Source organism: Micromonospora sp. HB375, from assembly GCF_017872985.1.
Taxonomy (GTDB): domain Bacteria; phylum Actinomycetota; class Actinomycetes; order Mycobacteriales; family Micromonosporaceae; genus Micromonospora; species Micromonospora chalcea.
Map to the genome: position 1 here is coordinate 5149595 of NZ_JAGGJO010000001.1, position 21243 is coordinate 5170837.

The window sequence follows — 21243 nt, forward strand, 5'->3', positions numbered from 1 at the left end:
GAGCGGGCACGACGAAGCGCACGCCGACGGGCGTCGCCGCGACATCCGCCCCGGTCCGGGGCGGAGCACGGTCAGCGGTGTCCCTCCGGGCGCTGCCGCCAGCGGTCCTCCATCCGGTCGAGGAAGGAGCCCCGGCGGCCACTGCTGCGGCCACGGGGACGACGCCGGCTCGTTGTGCCGCCGACCACGTGCAGGTCGGGCGACTGGGATCGGCGGTGCGACTGCACCGCGTAGCCCAACGAGGCCAGCATGACGACGAAACCCGCCACGGCCACCGCGGGAATCTTGATCACGGCACCATAGATCAACAGGGCCAGACCAGCGACGACCACGCCGGCAGCGACGAGCACGCGACGCCGCGCGTGGAAACGCGGGTCGCTGGCGCGCACGGCCGAGGCGAACTTGGGGTCCTCGGCAAGCGACCGCTCGATCTGCTCGAACAGCCGCTGCTCGTGCTCCGAGAGCGGCACGGCACTCCTCCCCGGTCACGTTGGTCGACCCGGGCGGGCCGACAGACCGTGGCAGCCAACCGGCTGCTTACCCGCAAGTCTACGAGGGCCCCCGCGCGTCGGAAAGCGGGACGACCTACGGCCGGGTCGGTTTTTCGACTTGTCGTGTATCACGACGGCCGAGAAGACTGGCCGGACCTATGACGGACCGCCCGAATCGGGCGGCCGCCGCATCGGCCGCCGCCTCCGCCTCACGCCAGCCGCGCTCGGGCGCGCCGAGGGTGAGCTGCTGCGGGGTCTCCCCGGCGGGGGCGAGACCTTCCATCCGGACCCCGACCAGCCGAACCGGCTCGCCGGGAGCGAGCGCGCCCCACAACGCCCAGGCCGTGTCGAACATCTCCCGGGCGGTGTCGGTGGGCACGGCGAGCGTGCGGGAGCGGCTGATCGTCCGGAAGTCGGCGAAACGGACCTTGAGCGACACGGTACGGCCCACCTGCCCGGCCGCCCGCAGCCGAGCGCCGGCCTTGTCGGCGAGGGCGAGCAGGGACCGCCGGATCTCGTCCGGGTCGGTCACGTCGGTGTCGAACGTGACCTCCGCGCCGATCGACTTCTCCACCTGTTCGGGCGTCACCCCGCGCGGGTCACGCCCCCAGGCCAGCTCGTGCAGGTGGGCGGCGGACGCCTCGCCCACGGCCCGGCGCAGCAGGCCGGCCGGCGCCTCGGCGAGGTCGCGTACGGTGCGCAGGCCGAGGCGGCGCAGCGCGTCGGCGGAACGCTCCCCCACGCCCCACAGGGCGGACACCGGCAGCGGGTGCAGGAACTCCAGCACCTGAGCGGCCGGGACCACGAGCAGGCCGTCGGGCTTGGCCCGGGTGGAGCCGAGCTTCGCCACGAACTTGCTCGGCCCGACGCCCACCGAACAGGTCAGCCGCTGTTCCTCGGCGACCCGGCGGCGGATCAGCGCGGCGATGTCGGCGGGCCGGCCGAACAGCCGGCGGGCGCCCGCCACGTCGAGGAACGCCTCGTCCAGCGAGAGCGGCTCGACCAGGGGCGTAACGTCCCGGAAGATCCGCATGACCGCCCGCGACGCCTCGGTGTAGGCGGTGAAGTCGGGCGGCAGGTAGACAGCGCCGGGGCAGAGCGCCCGGGCGCGGGCGGTGGGCATGGCGCTGCGGACGCCGTACTGCCGGGCCTCGTAGCTGGCGGAGCTGACCACGCCGCGCGGGCCGACGCCGCCCACCACCACCGGCCGCCCGCGCAGCTCGGGTCGGCGGCGCACCTCGACCGAGGCGTAGAACGCGTCCATGTCGACGTGCAGGATGGCGCAGCCGGTGTCGTCGGCGTCCGCCCCGAAGCGCGGGTCACCGCCTCGGGGCAACGACTGGCTGCGGCCCATGCCAGCAGGCTAGCCCGCCGGTCCGACAACCCCACCGCCCAGCCCGGCGGCCACCGACGCGGCCGGAGCCGCGGATGAGCCGGGTCAGCCCCGCACCACCAGCAGCGGAACGGTCATCTCGGCGGCGGTGTCCGCGCCGTGGTACGCCACCAGCCGCGACGCCATCGGCGGCTCGGAACGGGTGGCGACCACCGCGTACGTGTCCCGGCAGACCACCACCACGTCGCCGATCCGCCTCAGGTGCGCCTCGGGCACCGGCCCGAACCAGCCGGTCGCCACCGCCTCGGCGCGGGTCAGCACGTGCGCGGCCGGGCCCAGCAGCTCGGTCCAGGCGGCCACCACGTCGGCTTCGGCGCCCGGCTCGGTGTGCAGGTAGCGGACGCGGGGCTCACCGGCGACCACCAGTACCCCGGCGCGCAGCCGGGGATCGGCGTCCAGGTCGATCCGGTGCCCGGCGGGCACGTCGAGCTGGCCGTGGTCGGCGGTGACCAGCAGCGCGGCGTCCGGCGGCAGCCCGTCGACGAGCCGGGCCAGCAGCGCGTCCACATCGGCGGCGGCGGACCGCCACGGCGCGGAGTCGACGCCGCTGAGGTGCCCGTGCCGGTCCAGGTCGGGGTGGTACCCGGACACCAGCGCGGGTCCGTCCCCGGCGGCCAGCGCCGCCAGCATCCGCGCGGCGAGCGCGTCGGCGCCGGCCGCGCCCCGGTAGTCGCCGCCCCGGTTGGCGGCGAGCGTCAGGCCGCTGCCGGCGAACTCGGGGCGGCTGACCACCGTCACCGCCACCCCGGCGGCGCGCGCCCGCTGGTACCAGGTGGGCACCGGCTGCCAGCTCACCGGGTCGGGGTCGCCGGCCCAGTCGACGTGGTTGAGCACCCGGTCGGTGCCGGGCACCCGGACGGTGAAGCCGAGCACGCCGTGCGCGCCCGACGCGGTGCCGGTGCCGAGGCTGACCAGGCTGGTCGGGGTGGTGGACGGGAAGCCGGTGGTGAGCGGCCGGCCGGTGGTGGAGGCCAGTCCGGCGAGCGTCGGGGCGTACCGGGCGGCGGTGGGGATCTGGTACCAGCCGAGGCCGTCGACGAGCAGCACCGCGATCCGGCGTACCCCGGCCAGCCCCGGTGCCAGGCCGAGCCGGTCGGCCGCACCGGGTACGCCGAGCACCGACAGCGCGCTGGGCAGCACGTCGGCCAGGCTGCCGCCGTCGTAGCGCGGCGCAACCCGGTCCAGCGGGCCCGGAGCCGGGCCGGTCATGCCGGGCGGCGGGCGAACAGGTGCAGCTGAGCGGCGAGATCACGGTACGGGGGCCGGGCCGCGAGCGCCCGTTCCAGCTCCACCAGGGCGGCCGGCTGACCGTCGGCCACGGCGGCCGGAAGCAGGTCGGCGAGCACCCGTACCCCGTGGATCTCCTCCACGGCGAGGCCGGCGGCGGTGAGCAGCGCGCTCGCGTCGGCGGCGTCGTAGCGGCGGCGCAGCGTGTCCCGGCGGCCGGTGGTGCCGTGCGGGTCGGCGGCCAGCGCCGCGGCGGCGTCAAGCTGCCCGTTCATCGCCCGGCCGAACACGGCGGCGGCCCGGCCGGCGACGAGCACGCTCGCCGCGCCGCCCGGGCGCAACGCGGTGACCAGCGCGGAGATCACCGGTTCCGGCTCGTCGACGACTTCGAGGACGGAGTGGCAGAGCACCAGGTCCACGGTGGCCGGTTCGACCAGCCCGGCGAGCGCGTCGGCGTCGCCCTGCGTCGCGCGTACCCGGTCGGCGACCCCGGCCTCGGCGGCGCGGCGGGTCAGCGCGGCGAGCGCGTCGGGGCTGGCGTCGACCACTGTGACCCGGTGACCGGCCTCGGCGAGCGGGACGGCGAAACCGCCGGTCCCGCCGCCGACGTCGAGCACGGAGAGTCGTTCGCCGGCCCGCCGGTCCAGCTCGGCCCGGAGCACCGACCAGATGACGGCGGTGCGGGGGGTGAGGGTTCGGATCTGCTCCACGCGCCGAGCCTAGTCACCCCCCGGCCCAGGTTCAGGACTCGCCGCCGCCGGCGGGGTCGTCCTCGGCGCGGGAGCGCTGGTCGTTGGCCACCGGGCCGTCGGTCACCTGGTATTCCCGCGGCTCGGCCTCGTGGGTGGGCGCCCAGTCGGCGCCGAGGCGGGTCCGTCGGGCGTTGGCTACGCCACCGGCGTACGTGCGGTGAAAGGTCATCTGTTCATCCCCCATACCCCGGGTGGGCCACTCTGCCCACCCGCGTCGGGAGTCTCCCGCCTCCGGCTCACGGAAACCGTAATGTGGATCACTCCATCAACGGAAATCCCTGGATGCCGGTGTGACGGGGGGCTCGATCGCGTCCAGCCGGTCCGCGGTGAGGTTCGTGACGCCCTCGTGCCGCTGCAGCCGGCCCCGCACCACCAGTGCTCCACTGGTGCGGGCGATTCGACGGTAGCGCTGCCACAGCCCCGGGGAGCAAGTGACATTCAGCATTCCGGTCTCGTCCTCCAGGTTGAGGAACGTGACGCCGCCGGCGGTCGCCGGGCGCTGCCGGTGGGTGACGATCCCGCCGACCCGGATCCGCTGCCCGGGCGGCACCTGGCCGAGCCGGGCGATCGGCACCGCGCCCAGTTCGTCGAGGCGGTCCCGGATGAACCGGGCCGGGTGGCTCTCCGGGGACAGGCCGGTGGCCCAGACGTCGGCGACCAGGCGGTCCACCGCGGCCATGCCGGGCAGCGTGGGCGGGTCCGCGCCGGTCACCGTGCCGGGCAGCCGGCCGGGCCGGTCCTGGGCCGCCGCGCCGGCGGCCCAGAGGGCCTGCCGCCGGGTCAGCCCGAAACAGGCGAAGGCGTCGGCGGTGGCCAGCGCCTCCAGCTGCGCGGCGGTGAGACCGACGCGGCGGGCCAGGTCCGGCATGTCCCGGTACGGCCCGTGCGCCGTCCGTTCCGCCTCGATCCGCTCGGCCACGTCCTCGCCGAGGGTACGGACGCTGCCCAGCCCGAGCCGTACCGCCGGGCCGCCCAGCCCCCAGGCGTGCGGCGGCTCGCCCGGCACGCTGCCCCACCGCGTCTGCGGGGTGGACTCCAGCACCGCCTTGGCGCCGCTGGCGTTGATGTCCGGCCGGCGTACCTCCACGCCGTGCCGGCGGGCGTCGTCGGCGAGCGTCTGCGGCGAGTAGAAGCCCATCGGCTGGGCGTTGAGCAGCGCGGCCAGGAACGGGCCCGGGTGGTAGCGCTTGAGCCACGAGCTGGCGTACACCAGGTAGGCGAAGCTCATCGCGTGGCTCTCCGGGAAGCCGTAGCTGGCGAACGCGGTGAGCTTGCGGTAGACGTCGTCGGCCAGCTCGCCGGTGATGCCCCGCTCGGCCATCCCGGCGTAGAGCCGGTCGGCGATCTGCGCCATCCGCTCCACCGACCGTTTCGCCCCCATGGCCCGGCGCAGCTGGTCGGCGCCGGCCGCGTCGAACCCGGCCAGGTCGATGGCGAGCTGCATGAGCTGCTCCTGGAACAGCGGCACGCCGAGCGTCTTCTCCAGCGCGTTGCGCATCAGCGGGTGCGCGTACGTGACCGGCTCCTGGCCGTTCTTGCGCCTGATGTACGGGTGCACCGAGCCGCCCTGGATCGGGCCGGGCCGGATCAGCGCCACCTCCACCACCAGGTCGTAGAACTCGCGCGGCTTGAGCCGGGGCAGCGTGGCCATCTGGGCGCGGCTCTCCACCTGGAACACGCCCACCGAGTCGGCCCGGCAGAGCATGTCGTAGACCTCGGGGTCGTCCAGCGTCATGTCGCCGAGGTCGAGGCGGGAGCCGATCAGGTCGTAGCCGTAGTGCAGCGCCGAGAGCATGCCGAGGCCGAGCAGGTCGAACTTGACCAGGCCGACGGCCGCGCAGTCGTCCTTGTCCCACTGGAGCACGCTGCGGCCGGGCATCCGGCCCCACTCCACCGGGCACACCTCGATCACCGGCCGGTCGCAGATCACCATGCCGCCGGAGTGGATGCCCAGGTGCCGGGGGAACGTCTGCAGCTCGTTGGCGTACGCGACCACCTGCTCCGGGATGTCCGCCACGTCGACCGCGGCGACCGAGCCCCACCTGTCGATCTGCTTGCTCCAGGCGTCCTGCTGGCCGGGTGAGAAGCCGAACGCCTTCGCCACGTCCCGCACCGCCGACCGGGGCCGGTACGAGATGACGTTGGCGACCTGGGCGGTGTGCTCCCGGCCGTAGCGGGCGTAGACGTGCTGGATCACCTCCTCCCGGCGGTCGGACTCGATGTCCACGTCGATGTCCGGCGGGCCGTCGCGTTCCGGGGCGAGGAACCGTTCGAACAGCAGCCGGTGCCGGACCGCGTCCACGTTGGTGATGCGCAGCGCGTAGCAGACCGCCGAGTTGGCCGCCGAGCCCCGGCCCTGGCAGTAGATGTCCTGCGCGCGGCAGAACGCGACGATGTCGTAGACCACCAGGAAGTAGCCGGGGAACCCGAGGTCTTCGATCATCCGCAGCTCGTGTTCCAGCTGCGCGTACGCCTCCGGGTGCGCCTCGGGCGGGCCGTAGCGCTCGCGGGCGCCGTCCATGGTCAGCCGGCGCAGCCAGCTCATCTCGGTGTGCCCGGGCGGCACCGGGTACGCCGGCAGCTTCGGCGCCACGAGCTGCAGGTCGAAGGCGAGTTCCGCGCCGTACTCGGCGGCCCGCGCCACCGCCCCCGGGTACGCGGCGAACCGCGCCGCCATCTCCGCGCCGCTGCGCAGGTGGGCGGTGGCCGCGGCGGGCAGCCAGCCGTCGATCTCGTCGAGGCTGCGCCGGGCCCGGACCGCCGCGACCGTGGTGGCCAGCCGCCGCCGGCCCGGGGTGGCGTAGTGCACGTTGTTCGTGGCGACTGTGGGCAGCCCGGCCGCGGCGGCCAGGTCGGCGAGCGCGTCGTTGCGGTCGGCGTCGACCGGGTGGCCGTGGTCGGTCAGCTCCACCGCCACCGTCTCCGCGCCGAACAGCGCGGTGAGCCGGTCCAGCTCCCGGGCCGCCGCGTCGACGCCCTCGGTGAGCAGCGCGGCGGGCACGTGCCCCTTGCGGCAGCCGGTGAGCACCAGCACGTGGTCCTTCAGCTCCGCCGCGAGCTCCTCCAGCTCGCCGTAGACCGGGCGGCCCTTCTCCCCGCCGCGCAGCTGGGCCCGGGAGATGGTGGCGGCCAGGCGCGCGTACCCCTCGTGGCCGTGCGCCAGCACCAGCAGGTGCCGGCCGAGCGGGTCGGGTTCGCCGTTCTGCGGGCCGGGCAGCCCGAGGGACAGTTCCGCGCCGAAGATCGTCGGCAGCCGCAGCGCGCGGGCCGCCTCGGCGAAGCGCACCACGCCGTAGAAGCCGTCGTGGTCGGTGACGGCGAGCGCGGTGAGCCCGAGCCGGGCCGCCTCCTCGGCCAGTTCCTCCGGGTGGCTGGCCCCGTCGAGGAAGCTGAAGTTGGAGTGCGCGTGCAGCTCCGCGTACGGCACCACGCCGTCCGGCCGGTCCAGCTGCGGCGGCTGGTATTCCTGGCGCTTGCGGCTCCACGCCGGTGAGTCGCCGCCGTCGGCGTCGACCGCGAGCGGGTCGACCACGTGCAGGTGCCGCTCCCCCTTGGCCCGCCCGGAGAGCACCTGCTCCAGCTTCGACCACGGCATCTTCGGGTTGTGGAAGCTCACCCCGCGCTCCCCCGGCACTCAGTCATAGATCGCCTCCACCAGCCACTGCCCGCCCTCGACCGCGAGCAGCAGCGCGGCGCCGTCGGCCAGGCTCACCTGGAACCGGGCCCGGCGGCGCGCCTCGGCCGGCGCCCACCACCGCTCGTCCACCGGCCACGGGCCGGCCCACCCGGTGATCTCCGCCGGGCGGCCGTCGCCGACGGTGAGCCGGGCCGGCGCCGCGCTGACCGCCAGCCGGGCGCTCACCACGACCGGATCCCCGGCCGCGTCGCGCACGTCGGCGGCCAGTGGGGCGGGCAGCACCACGGCCGGCGCGGGCGGCGGGATCCTGCCCGGCCACGGCGGCTCGGCCATCGCCCGGCCCCGCCCGGCCCGCCGCCCCGCACGGCCCCCAGGGGGTACGACGACAGGGGCGGACGCGGCACCCGGAGCGGCCCCGGCGGCCGGGCGCGACGGCGTCACGCCGCTCGCCGGAGCGGCCGGAGCCGGGCGCGACGACGTGACACCGCGCACCGAACCGGCCGGGACCGGGCGCGACGACGCGACACCGCGCACCGAACCGGCCGGGACCGGTGGCGCGGCGGCGGGAGAGGCGGGCGGCAGGGGTGGCGGGCCGGGACGGGCGGGCACCCGCTCGTCGCCCCACGGCACGAGGCGCACCTGGTCGGCCGGGGAACGCCCGCCGCCGAGCACGGCGGTGACCACCGCCTCGGGGCCGAGGATGCCCTGCACCCGGCTCAGCGCGCGGTGCGCCCGCTCCCGTTCCGCGCCGGTCTCCCCCCACAGCCCGGGCTGCAGGCCCGCCTGGGCGAGCACCCCGTCGGGCACCAGCCGCAACCGGACGATCCCGGCGGTCGGGCGGGCCGGGCGCGTCCCGCCCCGGCCGTTGCTGCCGGTGAGCCAGCCGTCGAGCTGCCAGCGGACCCGGTCGGCGATGGCCGCGGCGGTGAGCAGGCCGTCGTGCCGCCAGACCCGGTGTAGCTCCTGGCCGTGCGCGGTGACCGCCTCGATGCCGAGGCGGGTGCAGGCCAGCCCGTACCCGGCCAGCCGCTCGTGCAGCAGTTCGGCGAGCGTGCGGGCGGCGAACGCGGCGGCGTCGACCCGGTCGACCGGCTCGTCGTAGTCGGCGGTGACGATCAGGTCGGCGGGCGGCTGCCGGACCGCGAGCGGGCGGTCGTCCCGGCCGCCGGCGAGCCGGTGCGCCAGCGCGCCGTCGAAACCGAACCGGGCCAGCACGTCCCCGGCGGGCAGCGCCGCGAAGTCGCCGAGGGTGCGGACGCCGAGCCGGCGCAGCAGGTCGGCCAGGGCGGGCCGGCCGAGCGCCTCGACCGGCCGGGCGGCCAGGAACTCGCGGGTGCCGCCGGGCGCCACGATCCGCCCCTCCCGGGCGGCCAGCCCGGCCGCGAACACCCCGTCGGCGATGCCGACCTGGCTCTCCACCGCGCAGCTCTGCGCGACGTGCTCGACGATCCGCTCGGCCGCCGCCTCCTCGCCGCCGAGGTAGCGGCTCGGCCCCCGGGCCGCCGTGGCGCAGGCGCCGGGCCGGATCACCTCGACGCCGGCGACCACCTCCTCCACGGCGGCCACCACCGGTTCGAACGCCCGCGCGTCCCGCCCCGGGTCGTGGTCGACCACCGTCAGGTGCGGGCAGCGCCCCTGCGCCTCCCGGCGGCGCAGCCCGCGCCGGATCCCCTCGGCACGGGCCCGCTCGGAGCAGGCGACCACCCGGTTGGCGTGCAGCACCACGACCGGGTCGGTGGCGGGCACCCCGTCGACGATCTCGGCGGCGAGGACCGGCCAGTCCGGGCACCAGAGCAGCAGCGTCCGCTGCGGTACGCCGCTCACGCCGGCCCGGCCACGGCGGGCGTACGGGCGGGTGGAGCCACCACGCGCAGCCGGCGCGACGGCACGGCGGACGGTGCGCCGAACCCGGCCGAGCGGGGGATCACCCGGGTCAGCTCGTCGTCGGGCAGCCACACCTTGATCTCCTTGGGGCGGGCGGCGGCGCCCCGCCCCCGGGCCGAGACGGTCACCTCACGGCGGCGCAGCCGCCCGCGACCGGCACCGAGCCCCTGCCAGACGCCCCGGACCACCTGGAGCGTGACGTCCGCGCCGTCCCACCGGCCGTACGGGACGAGCACGCTTCCGCGCTGCCGGGCGCGGGCGGCCAGCCGGGTGGCGATCGAGGCGGAGACGGTGGCCGGCACGGCGGTGACCACCACGTCGACCCCGTCGATGAGCGCGGCGACCACTGTGGGCCACTCCGGCCCGGGGTCGGGCACCAGGGCCAGCCGGTCCAGGGCGATGCCCGCCTCGGCGGCGGCGCCGGCCCCGAAGGTGGGTACGCCGACCACGGCGCACCACGAGCCGGCCCGGGACGCCTCGGCGAGCAGCGCGAGGATCAGCGAGGTGGCGCCGCTGCGCCGGGGCTGGCCGGCGCCGACCGCGACGGTGCTGCCGCGGCGCAGGCCACGGTTGGGCAGCAGCCCGGTCAGCTCGGCCCGGACGGGCAGCACCCGGTGGCCACCGGCCGGGTCGGGCGCGCTCGCCGGACGGACCAGCTCGGCCAGGGCGGCGGAACCGACCACCATGCGGCCCGCCATCGGACCAACCCCCCGTCGTGTTTCCGCCACGGGCCCGCCCGTGGATGGTGCTGTGGATCGTGTGCTGTGGATCGTGTCGGTGCTGCGGCACGTGGTGCCGTTGGTGCGGCGCCCGGCCACCCGGGGTCCCGCCGGTGGTGGCCGGGCGCCACGAATCAGGCGGCTGCCGCTCCGGGCCGCGACGGCGGGGAGTCGGAGACGCCGCGCCGCAGGGGCCGGGGCAGGCCGTCGAGCGCCGGCTGGTGGGCCAGGCCGAGCGCGGTCTCCACCACTGTCACGAACTCCTCGGCGGCACGCAGCAGGTCGTCGGCCTCCCGGGCGGTGACCACGCGGGGGATGCCTGCTTCGGCGGCGGCCCGCTTGCTCGCGCCGGTGGCGAAGTAGGCGGCCCACTCGTCCAGCTCGGGGGCGACGGTGGCGAGCAGCACCCAGACGCTGGTGATCCGGTTCCGCCGGGTGGGCGCGGGACGGGCCCGGGCGGCGAGCACTGCGGCGGCGGCGCGCAGCGCCGCGAGGTGGGCGGCGGCGTACCGGAGACCGTCGGGACGGGTGCGGGCGGCCTCGGCCAGCCCGTCGCGGGCCACCGCGAGCAACTGGGCGGGGGTGCGGTGCGGCAGCACGTGCGCGGGCACCGTGGGCGCCTGGGCCGGACTGGTCGGCATGGGTCTCTCCTCCGCGTGTGGCCGGGGCGGGCGGTCGCGCGACGGGGAAACCGTCGCCCGGTCGCCCGGAGCGGTCGGTGCGGAGGAAGACGCACCTTCGGGTGGCTGGCCGGCCGGGTGTGGACGCTTCCCCACACCCACCCCCGGCCGGCGTGCCGGCGGGTCCGTCGCCCGCCGCCCGGGGGTCGTGGGCGGCGGGCGACGACCTGCCTGACGGGCCCGGACTCGCGACTGTCCGAACCCGGTGCGGCCCGCGGTGCCGCACCTCCCGGAAGCCGGTGCCGCGAAACACCGCTTCCGGAGCGTTCGACGGGTGCCCGACCGGTCGGACCGGAGCCGGGCCAGCCGGGGAGCTGAGCCGCTATCCGCTCTAACCAAATCGAACACTCGTTCTAACTACCCTGACAGTACACCTCCCTACCGACGAAAACGCAACGTGTGACGCGCCGGGGACACACGGGAGGGCCACGGCCCCCGGCGGGGCCGGACCGGGGGTGAGGGAAGAATGGGGGCATGCAGCCACACCCGAACGTGCAGGCGGTGCAGCGCGCGCTCGACGAGGCGGGCGCGCGGGACGGATCGGGCGAGGCCAGCCTCGTCCGACTGCTGCCCGACGCGGTGCACACCGCCGCCGCCGCGGCCGAGGCGCTCGGCGTCGCCGTCGGCGCCATCGCCAACTCGCTGATCTTCGACGCGGACGGCGCGCCGCTGCTGGTGCTCACCTCCGGCGCGCACCGGGTGGACACCGCCGGGCTGGCCGCCACGCTGGGCGTGACCCGGCTGCGCCGGGCCACCCCGGAGTTCGTCAAGCAGCACACCGGGCAGGTGATCGGCGGCGTCGCCCCGGTCGGCCACCCCGCGCCGCTGCGCACCGTCGTCGACACCGCCCTGACCGGGTACGACGAGGTGTGGGCCGCCGGCGGCGTACCCCGGGCGGTGTTCCCCACCACGTACGCGGAACTGCTGCGGATCACCGCCGGCGCGCCGGCCGAGGTGGCGTGAACCCCGAACTCGTCACGCTGCACGTGTGGCGTGTGCCCCGGCGGGCCGTACCCGGTGTGCTGGCCCGGATGGCCACCCACCCGGCGCGGCTGCGCCGCCTGCCCGGCGTCCGCTTCGCCAAGCTGCTCGGCACCGGGACCGGCACCGGATTCGGCCCCGGCGACGCCGACCTGACCCGGTGGGCCGCGCTCGTGGTCTGGGACTCCCCCGCCGACGCGGCCGGCTTCGACGCCTCCCCGGTCGCCCGCTCCTGGGCCCGGATCGCCCGCGCCGCGGTACGGGTCGACCTGCGCCCGCTGACCAGCCGCGGCCGGTGGTCCGGCCGGGAGCCGTTCGGCGCGCCGTCGGGCGGGCGGGTCACCGGTCCGGTGCTGGCGCTGACCCGGGCCCGGCTGCGGGCCCGCCGGGCGGCCACGTTCTGGCGGGCGATCCCGCCGGTCGCCACCGAGCTGCACGCCGCGCCCGGCCTGCTCGCCCGCTTCGGCGTCGGCGAGGCGCCGCTGGGCTGGCAGGGCACGGTGAGCGTGTGGCGCGACCCGGCGGACCTGGTCGCGTTCGCGTACCGTTCCCCCGAGCACCGCGCCGCGATCACCCGCACCCCCACCGAGGGCTGGTACGCGGAGGAACTGTTCGCGCGGTTCGCGGTGGGCGACGTGGTCGGCGACCGCACGGTGCTCGGCTGGGCCGCCGAGGGCGGCCCGGAAACAGCGAGAGGGTACGCATGAGGCTGGTGCGGTGGACACCGGACGACCTGGTCCGGCGGCTGGACGACGTGGTGGCCGTCTACGGCGAGGCGATGGGCTACCGGCCCGACCTGCTGGAGGCCCGCCGCGGCTACATCGCCACCCACGTACGCCGGCCCGGCTTCCGCGCCGTCGCCAGCCTCACCACCGAGGGCCACCTGGCCGGCTTCGGGTACGGCTACCGGGGCGCCACCGGGCAGTGGTGGCACGACCAGGTGCACCGGGCGCTGAACGCGCGGGACCGGCAGCGCTGGCTGGCGCACCCGTTCGAGGTGGTCGAACTGCACGTCCGCCCGCCCGCGCAGGGGCACGGCCTGGGCGCCCGCCAGTTGCGCGCGCTGCTCGCCGTGGCCGAGGGCGACACCACGCTGCTGTCCACGCCGGAGGCCGACGAGGAGAAGTCCCGGGCCTGGCGGCTGTACCGCCGGTTCGGCTTCGTCGACGTCCTGCGGCACTTCCACTTCCCCGGCGACGAGCGGCCGTTCGGCGTGCTCGGCCGGGACCTGCCGCTGCCCCCGCCGGACGCCCCGTGAGCGCGAGGAGTGAGCCGGGTTTGCGAGCCCCGCAGTCGCGAACGAAAGGGCGGCACCGTGAGCGCGAGGAGTGAGCCGGGTTTGCGAGCCCCGCAGTCGCGAACGAAAGGTCGGCCCCGTGAGCGCGAGGAGTGAGCCGGGTTTGCGAGCCCCGCAGTCGCGAACGAAAGGCGGCACAGCATGAGGGCGGCCCGGCTGCCCTGGGCGCTGCTGGCCGCGCTGATCCTCGCCCAGATCTGCTACCCGCTCACCGGCGGCGCGACCCGGGCCGGGCTCACGGTGGCCACAGTGGTGCTCGGCTGGCTGCTCTCGGTCGGCCACGCGCTGCTCACCCGCGGCGTCCGTACCGCCGCCGCGCTGGTCGCGGTCGTCACCGGCGGCGGGTTCGCGGTGGAGGCGATCGGCGTGGCCACCGGGTTCCCGTTCGGCACCTACGACTACTCCGGCGAGCTGGGCCCGAAGCTGGCCGGGGTGCCGCTGATCATCCCACTCGCCTGGACCTGGATGGCCTGGCCGGCGTGGCTCACCGCGGTCCGGCTGGTCCGCTCCCGCCTCGCCCGGATCGCGCTGTCGGCGGTCGGACTGGCCGCGTGGGACCTGTTCCTCGACCCGCAGATGGTGGCCGAGGGCTACTGGACCTGGCGTGACGCCACCCCGGCGCTGCCCGGGCTGCCCGGCATCCCGGTCAGCAACTACCTGGGCTGGCTGGGCTTCGCGGTGCTGCTCGCGGTCGCGCTGCGCCCGCTCGCCGGTCCGTCGGTGGACCGGACCGACGGCCGGGACGCGCCGATGTTCGCGCTCTACCTCTGGACGTACGCCTCCAGCGTGCTGGCGCACGCGGTGTTCCTGCGGCTGCCGGCGTCGGCGCTGTGGGGCGCGGCCGGGATGGCGGTGGCGGCGGTGCCGCTGGCGGTGACGCTGTGGCGGGCCCGCCGGGACCGGGCCGCCGCGCCGGAGCCGGCGCCGCGCGTCGACGCCCCGGCATGATCGCCACCCTCGCGCTGGCCGTGGCGGTCGCCGCGCTCACCGGGCACACGATCGTCAACGCGTACGCCTGGCTGCGCCGCCCGGCCGCCGGCCCGGCCGAGGTGACCGAGCCGGTGGCGGTGCTGCTGCCGCTGCGCGACGAGGCCGAGCGGGTCACCCCGTGCCTGCGCGCGCTGCTGGCCCAGCGCGGCGTGCCGGACCTGCGGATCGTGGTGCTCGACGACGGCTCGACCGACGGCACCGCCGACGTGGTCCGCGCGGTGGCCGGTGACGATCCCCGGCTCACGCTGCTCACCGGCGTCGCCCCGCCGCCGGGCTGGCTGGGCAAGCCGCACGCCTGCTGGCAGCTCGCCACCCGGACCGCCCCGGAGCCGGCGGTGCTGGCCTTCGTCGACGCGGACGTGGTGCTCACCCCGTACGCGGTGGCGGCGGCGGTGACCGAGTTGCGCGCGGCGGACGCGGCGCTGCTGTCGCCGTACCCCCGGATCGTGGTGCGGACGGTGGCCGACCGGCTGGCGCAGCCGCTGCTGCAGTGGTTGTGGCTGACGTTCCTGCCGCTGCGCGCGATGGAACGCTCGCGGCGGCCGTCCCTCGCGGCGGCGGGCGGGCAGTTCCTGGTCGTGGACCGGGCCGGCTACCTGCGGGCCGGCGGGCACGCGGCGGTGGCCGACAAGGTGCTGGAGGACATCGAGCTGGCCCGGGCGGTGAAACGGGCCGGCGGGCGGATCGCGCTCGCCGACGGGTCCCGGCTGGCGTCCTGCCGGATGTACGACACCTGGCCGCAACTGCGCGACGGCTACACCAAGTCGCTGTGGGCGACGTTCGGGCACCCGGCCGCCGCGGCGGCCGTGCTGGCGCTGCTGTTCGCGCTCTACGTCGCGCCGCCGCTGCTGGCGCTCGGGGCGCTGCTCGCCGGCGCGCCGGCGGTGGCCGCCGTGGCGGTCCTGGCCTACCTGGCCGGGGTCGCCGGGCGGGTGGTCAGCGCCCGCGCCACCGGCGGACGGGCGTGGCCCGACGCGCTCGCACACCCCGTGTCGGTCGTGGTCCTCGGTTGGCTGACCGTCCGGTCGTACCATCTGCGGAAGCGACACCGGCTCACCTGGCGGGGTCGCCCGGTCACCTAGGAGGGGCACGCCATGGCGCGCATCGTGGTCATCGGCGCCGGGGTGGGCGGGCTCGCCGCCGCCGCCCGGCTCGCGGTCACCGGGCACGAGGTCACCGTCCTCGAACGGGCCGGCACGGTCGGGGGCAAGCTCGGCCGGTACGCCCACCACACCCCGGAGGGGGTGTGGCACTTCGACACCGGGCCGAGCCTGTTCACGCTGCCGCAGGTCTTCCACGACCTGTTCGAGGCGACCGGCGCGAAGCTCGACGAATACCTGGACCTGGTCCCGCTGGACCCGATCGTGCGGCACGTCTTCCCCGGCGGCGGACAGGCGCTCGACTCCTGCGCCGACCCGGACGAGTTCGCCGCCCGGATCGGCGCCGCGTTCGGCGACCGGTCCGCCGCCGACTGGCGCGGGCTGTGGCGGCGCGCCGGCCGGGTGTGGACGGCCTCACACCGGGACATCCTGCGCCGTACCGTCGACTCGCCCCGCGACCTGGCCGCGCTGGCCTGGCGGCTGGGCGACCTGGCCGCCATCGGCCCCGGCCGCAGCCTGCGCGGGCTGGGCCGCCGCCACCTGTCCGACCCGCGGATGCGGATGCTGCTGGACCGGTACGCCACGTACACCGGCGCCGACCCGCGCCGCGCCCCGGCCGCGCTCGTCGCCGTTCCCTACGCCGAGTTGGCGTACGGCGGCTGGTACCTGCGCGGCGGGCTGGGCACGCTCGCCGACGCGCTGCTGTCGCGCTGCCTGGACCTGGGCGTGGTGGTACGCACCGACGCCGCGGTCACCCGGATCGACGCCGCGGGCGGGCGGGTGCACGGGGTACGCGTGGCCGGGTCGGCCGCGCCGGTGCCGGCCGACGTGGTGGTCGCGAACGTGGACGCGCTCACCGTCTACCGGGACCTGCTGCCCGACCCGCGCCGGCTGGCCGCGCTCACCGACCGCAGCCTGGCCGGGTTCGTGCTGCTGCTGGGCGTACGCGGCGACTCCGGGCTGGCCCACCACACCGTGTTCTTCCCCCGCGACTACGACGCCGAGTTCGACGCCGTGTTCGGCGACCCGGGTCGCGGGGTGCGGGCCCGCCCGGCCCCGGACCCGACCGTGTTCGTCACCGCCGCCGACGATCCGGCGGTCCGCCCGGACGGCCACGAGGCGTGGTTCGTGCTCGTGAACGCGCCCCGGCACGGCACCGCCGCGAGCGCCGTGGACTGGCGGCGGCCGGGCCTGGCCGAGGCGTACGCGGACCGGATTCTCGACGTGCTGGCCGAGCGCGGCGCCGACGTGCGGGACCGGCTGGTGTTCCGGGAGATCCGTACCCCGGCCGACCTGGACGCGGCCACCGGCGCGCCGGGCGGGGCGATCTACGGCACCGCGGGCGGGCTGCTGCGCCCGGCCAACCGGGGGCCGGCGGCCGGGCTCTGGCTGGTCGGCGGCTCCAGCCACCCGGGCGGCGGGCTGCCCATGGTCACGATGTCCGCCGAGATCGTCGCCGAGGCGGTCGGCCCCGCCTGGTGAGGGGTGTAAGGAAGGGCCCCCTATTAACGCCTCCGGTAGAGGAAGGGCCCCTTATTAACGCGCGCCGCCCGCCGCCCGCCGCCCGCCGCCCGCCGCGCGCCTCGCGTGGGCGCGGCGGGGCTGCGCGGGCGCGGGCGCGGCGGTCAGCCCGCGTCTACCAGGGCGCGGCGGACGGCGGAGAGCAACTGCCCCAGGCCGAACCCGGCGAGCAGTACCCACACCGTGGTGGCCATGGTGATGGTGCCGGCCGTCAGGTCGGCGTCGATCAGCCCGGTGAGCCCGGCGACGAGCAGCCCGACCAGCGCCACGCTGACCCGGGTGGGCCGCTCCCCCACCGTCACCGCGCCGATCTCCCGCATCCCCGCCGACACCGCGCGCGCCCGCACGTACTCGTGCAGCCAGGACAGGCCCCCGGCCGCCGCGACCAGCGCGCCCGGCGCGCCGAGCAGCCAGAACGCGATCAGCCAGGCCACCTCGCCGAGCCGGTCGGCGACCGAGTCGTAGACGTAACCCAGCCGGGTGGTGCGGCCGGTCGCGACCGCCACCGCGCCGTCGACGCTGTCGGCCACCGCCGCCAGCAGCACGAACAGCGCGCCCAGGAACGGTCCGTCGCCGGGCCGCTCCGCGAACAGGGGTACGCAGAAGCAGAGCAGCACCCCGAACACGGTCACCGGGGTCGGGCCGACGCGCAGCCGGCCCAGCACGTAGCCCACGTGGTAGGCGAAGCGCAGCCAGGCACGCACCACCGGCGCGGCGGTACGCGGATCGAATCCGCCGTGCAGCCGCGCCCACGCGGTCGCGTACTGGTCCCAGTTCAGCTGTGTGCCCACCACGGATCAACCGTAGAAGCACGGCGCGGGTGTCGTGTGGCGGGTGGTCACACCCGTGCGGCCGCGCGCAGCCGCTGCCACACCTCGCGGGTCGCGGTGGACCGGTTGAGCGTGATGAAGTGGATCCCCGGCACGCCCTCGTCGAGCAGCTTCTCGCACATCTCGCTCGCCTGCTCCACGCCGAGGCGGCGGACCGCCTCGGGGTCGTCGGCCACCCGCTCGAACCGCTCGGCGAGCGCCGGCGGGAACGGCGCGCCGGACAGCTGCACGGAGCGTTCGATGGTGCCGATCTGGGTCACCGGCATCACCCCGGCCAGGATCGGCGTGTCGCAGCCGGTGGCGGCCACCCGGTCACGCAGCCGCAGGTAGTCGTCGGCGTCGAAGAACATCTGGGTGATCGCGAACTCCGCGCCGGCCCGGCACTTGCGCACGAAGTACGCGGTGTCGCTGTCCACGTCCGGCGAACGCGGGTGCTTGTACGGGAAGGCGGCCACGCCGACGCTGAAGTCACCGCTGTCGCGGACCAGCCGGACCAGGTCCTCGGCGTACCGGACGCCCTCGGGGTGGGCGATCCACTCGCCGCCCGGGTCGCCCGGCGGGTCACCCCGCACGGCCAGCACGTTGCGCACCCCGACCGAGGCCAGCCGGCCGATCACGTGCCGCAGCTCGGCGACCGAGTGGTTCACCGCGGTCAGGTGCGCCATCGGCAGCAGCGTGGTCTCGGTGGCGATCCGCTCGGTCACCGCCACCGTGGTGTCGCGGGTCGAGCCGCCCGCGCCGTAGGTGATCGAGACGAACGAGGGGCGCAGCGACTCCAGCTCGCGGATGGCCTGCCAGAGCAGCTTCTCCCCGGCCTGTGTCTTCGGCGGGAAGAACTCGAAGGAGAAGGTGGGGCGGCCGTCACGGATCAGCTCCCCGATGGCCGGCTGGGGATTGGGGAGGACCGAGGGAAGACCGAGCGCCACGGACCGACTGTAGCCGGGAGCGCACGGCTTACCGAGGGTCTTCCCAGCCCGCGAACACTTCGCGGCGCGACGTCGTACCCCGGGGGTAGAAAGACCACAGCGCGGTGGGGCGGCCGACGGCCGTCCCGGGGGCCCGCGCGGGGGTCGCACGACTGTGACGCGCCGGTGCCAGCCGGACGTCCGCGTCGCCATTTCACGTCGTCGCCCCCGGAGGTCACCATGATCCCGTCCTGGCCGCCCGGTCCGCGGCTGCTCGGGCCGCTCCTGGCCGAGCTGCGGGCCGCCCGCGGCTGGAGCCAGCAGCGCCTCGCCGCCGAGCTCTGCGCCGCCTCCGGCGTGCCCACCCTGACCCGGCACGAGGTGTCCCGCTGGGAGCGCCAGCTCCGGCTCCCCGGCGACTTCTGGTCCGCGTGGCTGGCGACGGTCCTGGGCGTGCCCGGCGAGCTGCTCGCCGGGGCCGCCGCCAGCAGCCGCCGGCTCGGCGTGACGCCGGTGGCCGTCGACCCGGCCGGGTCCCGGGCCCGGCTGGCGCTGCTCACCCTGGCGCACCGCTGGGCCGCCGACCCGGGCGGCGGCACGCTGGCCGGTCCGTTCACCGGCCCGGCGACACCGCCGGTCCCCGGCCCGGCCACCGGCGACGGGTACGGACCGGCCCGCGCCGCCGACCGCGCCGGCCCCGTCCGGGGGCACCCGGCGGACGGGGCGTCACTGGCCACGCTGCGCCGCTGGGACGACCTCCTCGGTGGCGGCGACCTCGCCGGCCTCGGCGCCCGCCGGCTGCGCCGCTCGGTGCGCGGCTACCGGCGCGCCGGGCCCGCCGGCCGGCGGCGGATGCTGCCGTCGCTGGCCGAGTCGGCGCAGCTCGCCGGGTGGCTGGCCGCCGACGCCGGCGACCTCACCGGCGGCCTGGTCGCCTACCGGCTGGCGCTGCGGGCCGCGGTGGCCGCCGGGGAGCCGCCGCTGGCCGGGCACGTGCTCGGGTCGGCCAGCCACCTGCTGTCCGACGCCGGTGACGCGGCCGGCGCGCTGGTCCTGGCCCGGATCGGGTACGCGGCCAGCCGCGCCACCGCCTCCCCGGGGCTGCGGGCGCTGCTGCTGCACCGGGTCGCGCTCGCCGCCGCGCTCGGCGGGCGGCGGCGAGCCGCCGGTGAGGCGCTGGCCGGCGCCGACCGGGCCGGGCCGCCGGAGCCCGGCCGGGAGCCGCAGTGGCTCTACTGGCTGGACGCCGCCGAGCTGGCCGCGATGACCGGGCGCACGCTCGTCGCGCTGGGCCGGGCCGCCGCGGCCGTGCCGCTGCTGACGCCCGTGGTGGCAGCGCCGGGCCGCCCGCGCCGCTCCGCCGTGTACGGCGGCTGGCTGGCCCGGGCGCACCTGGGGCTCGGCGCGGAGCCCGAGGCGTGCGCGGTGGCCGGCGAGGCGCTGCTCGACGCGGTCCGCTCCGGTTCGCCCCGGGCCGTCGGCCAGCTCACCGAGTTCCGCCGCGGGCTGGCCCGCCGTCCGCCCGGACCGGCGACCCGGGGGTACGCACGGCTGCTCGCGGCGACCCGTCCGTACCTGCCGTCACGGCACCCGTGGCGGCCGTCGCCGCCGGTGAGCTGCGAGGCACGCCGGGACGGCGGCACGACGGGAGCGGGCCCGAACCGCTAGCGTCGTGGCGTGACCCACGCTGCTCCCGTTTCCCCCGTCGACCGTGCCGGCCTGCGTCAGCGGATCGACAAGGCGCTCACCGAGTTCCTGGCCGGCCAGCGCGGCTGGCTGACCGCCGTCGACGACGGCCTGCTGCCCGTCGCCGAGGCGATCGAGGCGTTCGTGCTGGGCGGCGGCAAGCGGCTGCGCCCGGCGTTCGGCTACTGGGGCTACCGGGGCGCTGGCGGAGTCGACTCCGACCAGGTCGTCGCCGCCCTGGCCGCGCTGGAGTTCGTGCAGGCCAGCGCGCTGATTCACGACGACCTGATGGACCGGTCGGACACCCGGCGGGGCGAGCCGGCGGTGCACCGCAGGTTCGCCGCCCGGCACCGGGCGGCCGGCTGGGGCGGCGACGCGGACGCGTTCGGCGACTCGGCCGCGATCCTGCTGGGTGACCTGTGCCTGGTCTGGTCCGACGAGCTGCTGCACTCCTCCGGCCTGCCGCCGGCGACGGTGGCCCGGGCCCGGCCGGTCTTCGACGAGATGCGCACCGAGGTGACCGTCGGGCAGTACCTGGACGTGCTGACCCAGGCGACCGCTGACACCTCGCTCGACCGGGCGGCCAAGGTGGCCCGGTACAAGTCGGCGAAGTACACGGTCGAACGGCCGCTGCTGCTGGGCGCCGCGCTGGCCGGCGCCCCGGCCGAGGTGCACGCCGCCTACTCCGCGTACGGGCTGCCGCTGGGTGAGGCGTTCCAGCTCCGCGACGACGTGCTGGGCGTGTTCGGCGACCCGGAGCTCACCGGCAAGCCGGCCGGTGACGACCTGCGCGAGGGCAAGCGGACGTACCTGGTGGCAGCCGCCCTGGAGACGCTCGACGAGGCCGGCCGGGAGGCGCTGCTGGCCGGGCTGGGCGTACCGGACCTGGACGCGGCCGGGGTGGACCGGCTGCGCGAGCTGATCACCTCCAGCGGCGCGCTGGAGCGTGCCGAACGGCACATCACCGCGCTCACGGAGAGCGCGCTGGCCGCGCTCACCGCCGTCGACCTGGACACCGAGGCCCGCCAGGCGCTGGTGGACCTGGCCATAGCCGCCACCCGCCGCCCCGCCTGACAGCCACTCCCCCCGCGCTGTCCCCCGCCTCCGAAGCGGTCGATCATGAAGTTGGCGGCACTTTTGGAGATCGACT

At 76.8% G+C, this 21243-nt stretch carries 18 protein-coding genes and 2 pseudogenes; 8 read left to right on the forward strand and 12 right to left on the reverse strand.

Translation table 11 applies throughout. The features are described 5' to 3' along the window. Nucleotides 1-71: 71 nt before the first annotated feature. The 10 genes and pseudogenes from J3R08_RS22510 to J3R08_RS22550 form a co-directional block, all read right to left on the reverse strand. The gene (locus J3R08_RS22510) at nt 72-470 is read right to left on the reverse strand and encodes a DUF3040 domain-containing protein (RefSeq protein WP_030500228.1); all 399 of its coding nucleotides are present in this window, start codon (nt 468-470) and stop codon (nt 72-74) included. Nucleotides 471-585: 115 nt separating this feature from the next. After that, nucleotides 586-1845 carry a DNA polymerase IV gene (locus J3R08_RS22515; protein ID WP_209962688.1) on the reverse strand — a complete coding sequence of 420 codons (1260 nt, stop codon included), beginning with the start codon at nt 1843-1845 and terminating at the stop codon, nt 586-588. An 84-nt stretch (nt 1846-1929) separates the two neighbouring features. After that, nucleotides 1930-3093, reverse strand: a complete 1164-nt coding sequence (locus J3R08_RS22520; RefSeq protein WP_209962690.1) for an alkaline phosphatase family protein — start codon at nt 3091-3093, stop codon at nt 1930-1932. Beyond that, a complete protein-coding gene (locus tag J3R08_RS22525; protein ID WP_030500225.1) occupies nt 3090-3821 on the reverse strand; it encodes a methyltransferase domain-containing protein in 732 nt (243 codons plus the stop codon). The genes J3R08_RS22520 and J3R08_RS22525 overlap by 4 nt, the downstream gene beginning before the upstream one ends. A 31-nt stretch (nt 3822-3852) precedes the next feature. Next, entirely contained in the window at nt 3853-4032 is a 180-nt protein-coding gene (locus J3R08_RS22530; protein ID WP_030500224.1) for a hypothetical protein, read from the reverse strand. A 96-nt stretch (nt 4033-4128) separates the two neighbouring features. Next, nucleotides 4129-7479, reverse strand: coding sequence for an error-prone DNA polymerase (locus tag J3R08_RS22535; RefSeq protein WP_064445218.1), 3351 nt, complete (start codon nt 7477-7479; stop codon nt 4129-4131). 18 nt (nt 7480-7497) lie between these two features. Continuing rightward, a pseudogene (locus J3R08_RS32880) lies at nt 7498-7953 on the reverse strand (DNA polymerase Y family protein); the annotation flags it as partial. A 132-nt stretch (nt 7954-8085) separates the two neighbouring features. Beyond that, nucleotides 8086-9324: pseudogene (locus J3R08_RS22540) on the reverse strand (DNA polymerase Y family protein); the annotation flags it as partial. Further along, nucleotides 9321-10082, reverse strand: coding sequence for a hypothetical protein (locus tag J3R08_RS22545; RefSeq protein WP_209962692.1), 762 nt, complete (start codon nt 10080-10082; stop codon nt 9321-9323). The gene J3R08_RS22545 and the pseudogene J3R08_RS22540, both read right to left, overlap by 4 nt. A gap of 155 nt (nt 10083-10237) precedes the next feature. After that, nucleotides 10238-10744, reverse strand: a complete 507-nt coding sequence (locus tag J3R08_RS22550) for an SAV_6107 family HEPN domain-containing protein (RefSeq protein WP_209962693.1) — start codon at nt 10742-10744, stop codon at nt 10238-10240. Nucleotides 10745-11257: 513 nt separating this feature from the next. On the opposite strand from J3R08_RS22550, the gene J3R08_RS22555 reads away from it, so the two are divergent. The 6 genes from J3R08_RS22555 (at nt 11258) to J3R08_RS22580 (ending at nt 16633) form a co-directional block, all read left to right on the forward strand. Then, nucleotides 11258-11746, forward strand: a complete 489-nt coding sequence (locus tag J3R08_RS22555; protein ID WP_043329446.1) for a YbaK/EbsC family protein — start codon at nt 11258-11260, stop codon at nt 11744-11746. Further along, a complete protein-coding gene (locus J3R08_RS22560) occupies nt 11743-12471 on the forward strand; it encodes a monooxygenase (protein WP_113972533.1) in 729 nt (242 codons plus the stop codon). Before J3R08_RS22555 ends, J3R08_RS22560 begins: the two co-directional genes overlap by 4 nt. Further along, the gene (locus tag J3R08_RS22565; protein ID WP_043329442.1) at nt 12468-13022 is read left to right on the forward strand and encodes a GNAT family N-acetyltransferase; all 555 of its coding nucleotides are present in this window, start codon (nt 12468-12470) and stop codon (nt 13020-13022) included. Before J3R08_RS22560 ends, J3R08_RS22565 begins: the two co-directional genes overlap by 4 nt. Nucleotides 13023-13202: 180 nt before the next feature. Continuing rightward, nucleotides 13203-14009, forward strand: coding sequence for a carotenoid biosynthesis protein (locus tag J3R08_RS22570; RefSeq protein ID WP_069089015.1), 807 nt, complete (start codon nt 13203-13205; stop codon nt 14007-14009). Further along, nucleotides 14006-15133 (forward strand): glycosyltransferase family 2 protein, encoded by a 1128-nt coding sequence (locus J3R08_RS22575; RefSeq protein ID WP_069089133.1) that lies wholly within the window; start codon nt 14006-14008, stop codon nt 15131-15133. Before J3R08_RS22570 ends, J3R08_RS22575 begins: the two co-directional genes overlap by 4 nt. A gap of 12 nt (nt 15134-15145) precedes the next feature. Then, nucleotides 15146-16633, forward strand: a complete 1488-nt coding sequence (locus J3R08_RS22580) for an NAD(P)/FAD-dependent oxidoreductase (RefSeq protein ID WP_069089014.1) — start codon at nt 15146-15148, stop codon at nt 16631-16633. 143 nt (nt 16634-16776) lie between these two features. Here J3R08_RS22580 and J3R08_RS22585 read toward each other — a convergent pair whose 3' ends face one another. After that, nucleotides 16777-17466: a CDP-alcohol phosphatidyltransferase family protein gene (locus tag J3R08_RS22585; RefSeq protein ID WP_064445211.1), complete on the reverse strand. Its 690-nt coding sequence runs from the start codon at nt 17464-17466 to the stop codon at nt 16777-16779. A gap of 44 nt (nt 17467-17510) precedes the next feature. Continuing rightward, entirely contained in the window at nt 17511-18428 is a 918-nt protein-coding gene (gene metF / locus J3R08_RS22590; RefSeq protein ID WP_064445210.1) for a methylenetetrahydrofolate reductase [NAD(P)H], read from the reverse strand. 219 nt (nt 18429-18647) lie between these two features. Between metF and J3R08_RS22595 the strand changes: the two genes are divergently transcribed. Next, nucleotides 18648-20075, forward strand: coding sequence for a helix-turn-helix transcriptional regulator (locus J3R08_RS22595; protein ID WP_245254793.1), 1428 nt, complete (start codon nt 18648-18650; stop codon nt 20073-20075). A gap of 9 nt (nt 20076-20084) precedes the next feature. After that, the gene (locus tag J3R08_RS22600; protein ID WP_209962694.1) at nt 20085-21167 is read left to right on the forward strand and encodes a polyprenyl synthetase family protein; all 1083 of its coding nucleotides are present in this window, start codon (nt 20085-20087) and stop codon (nt 21165-21167) included. The last annotated feature ends 76 nt before the right edge of the window (nt 21168-21243 follow it).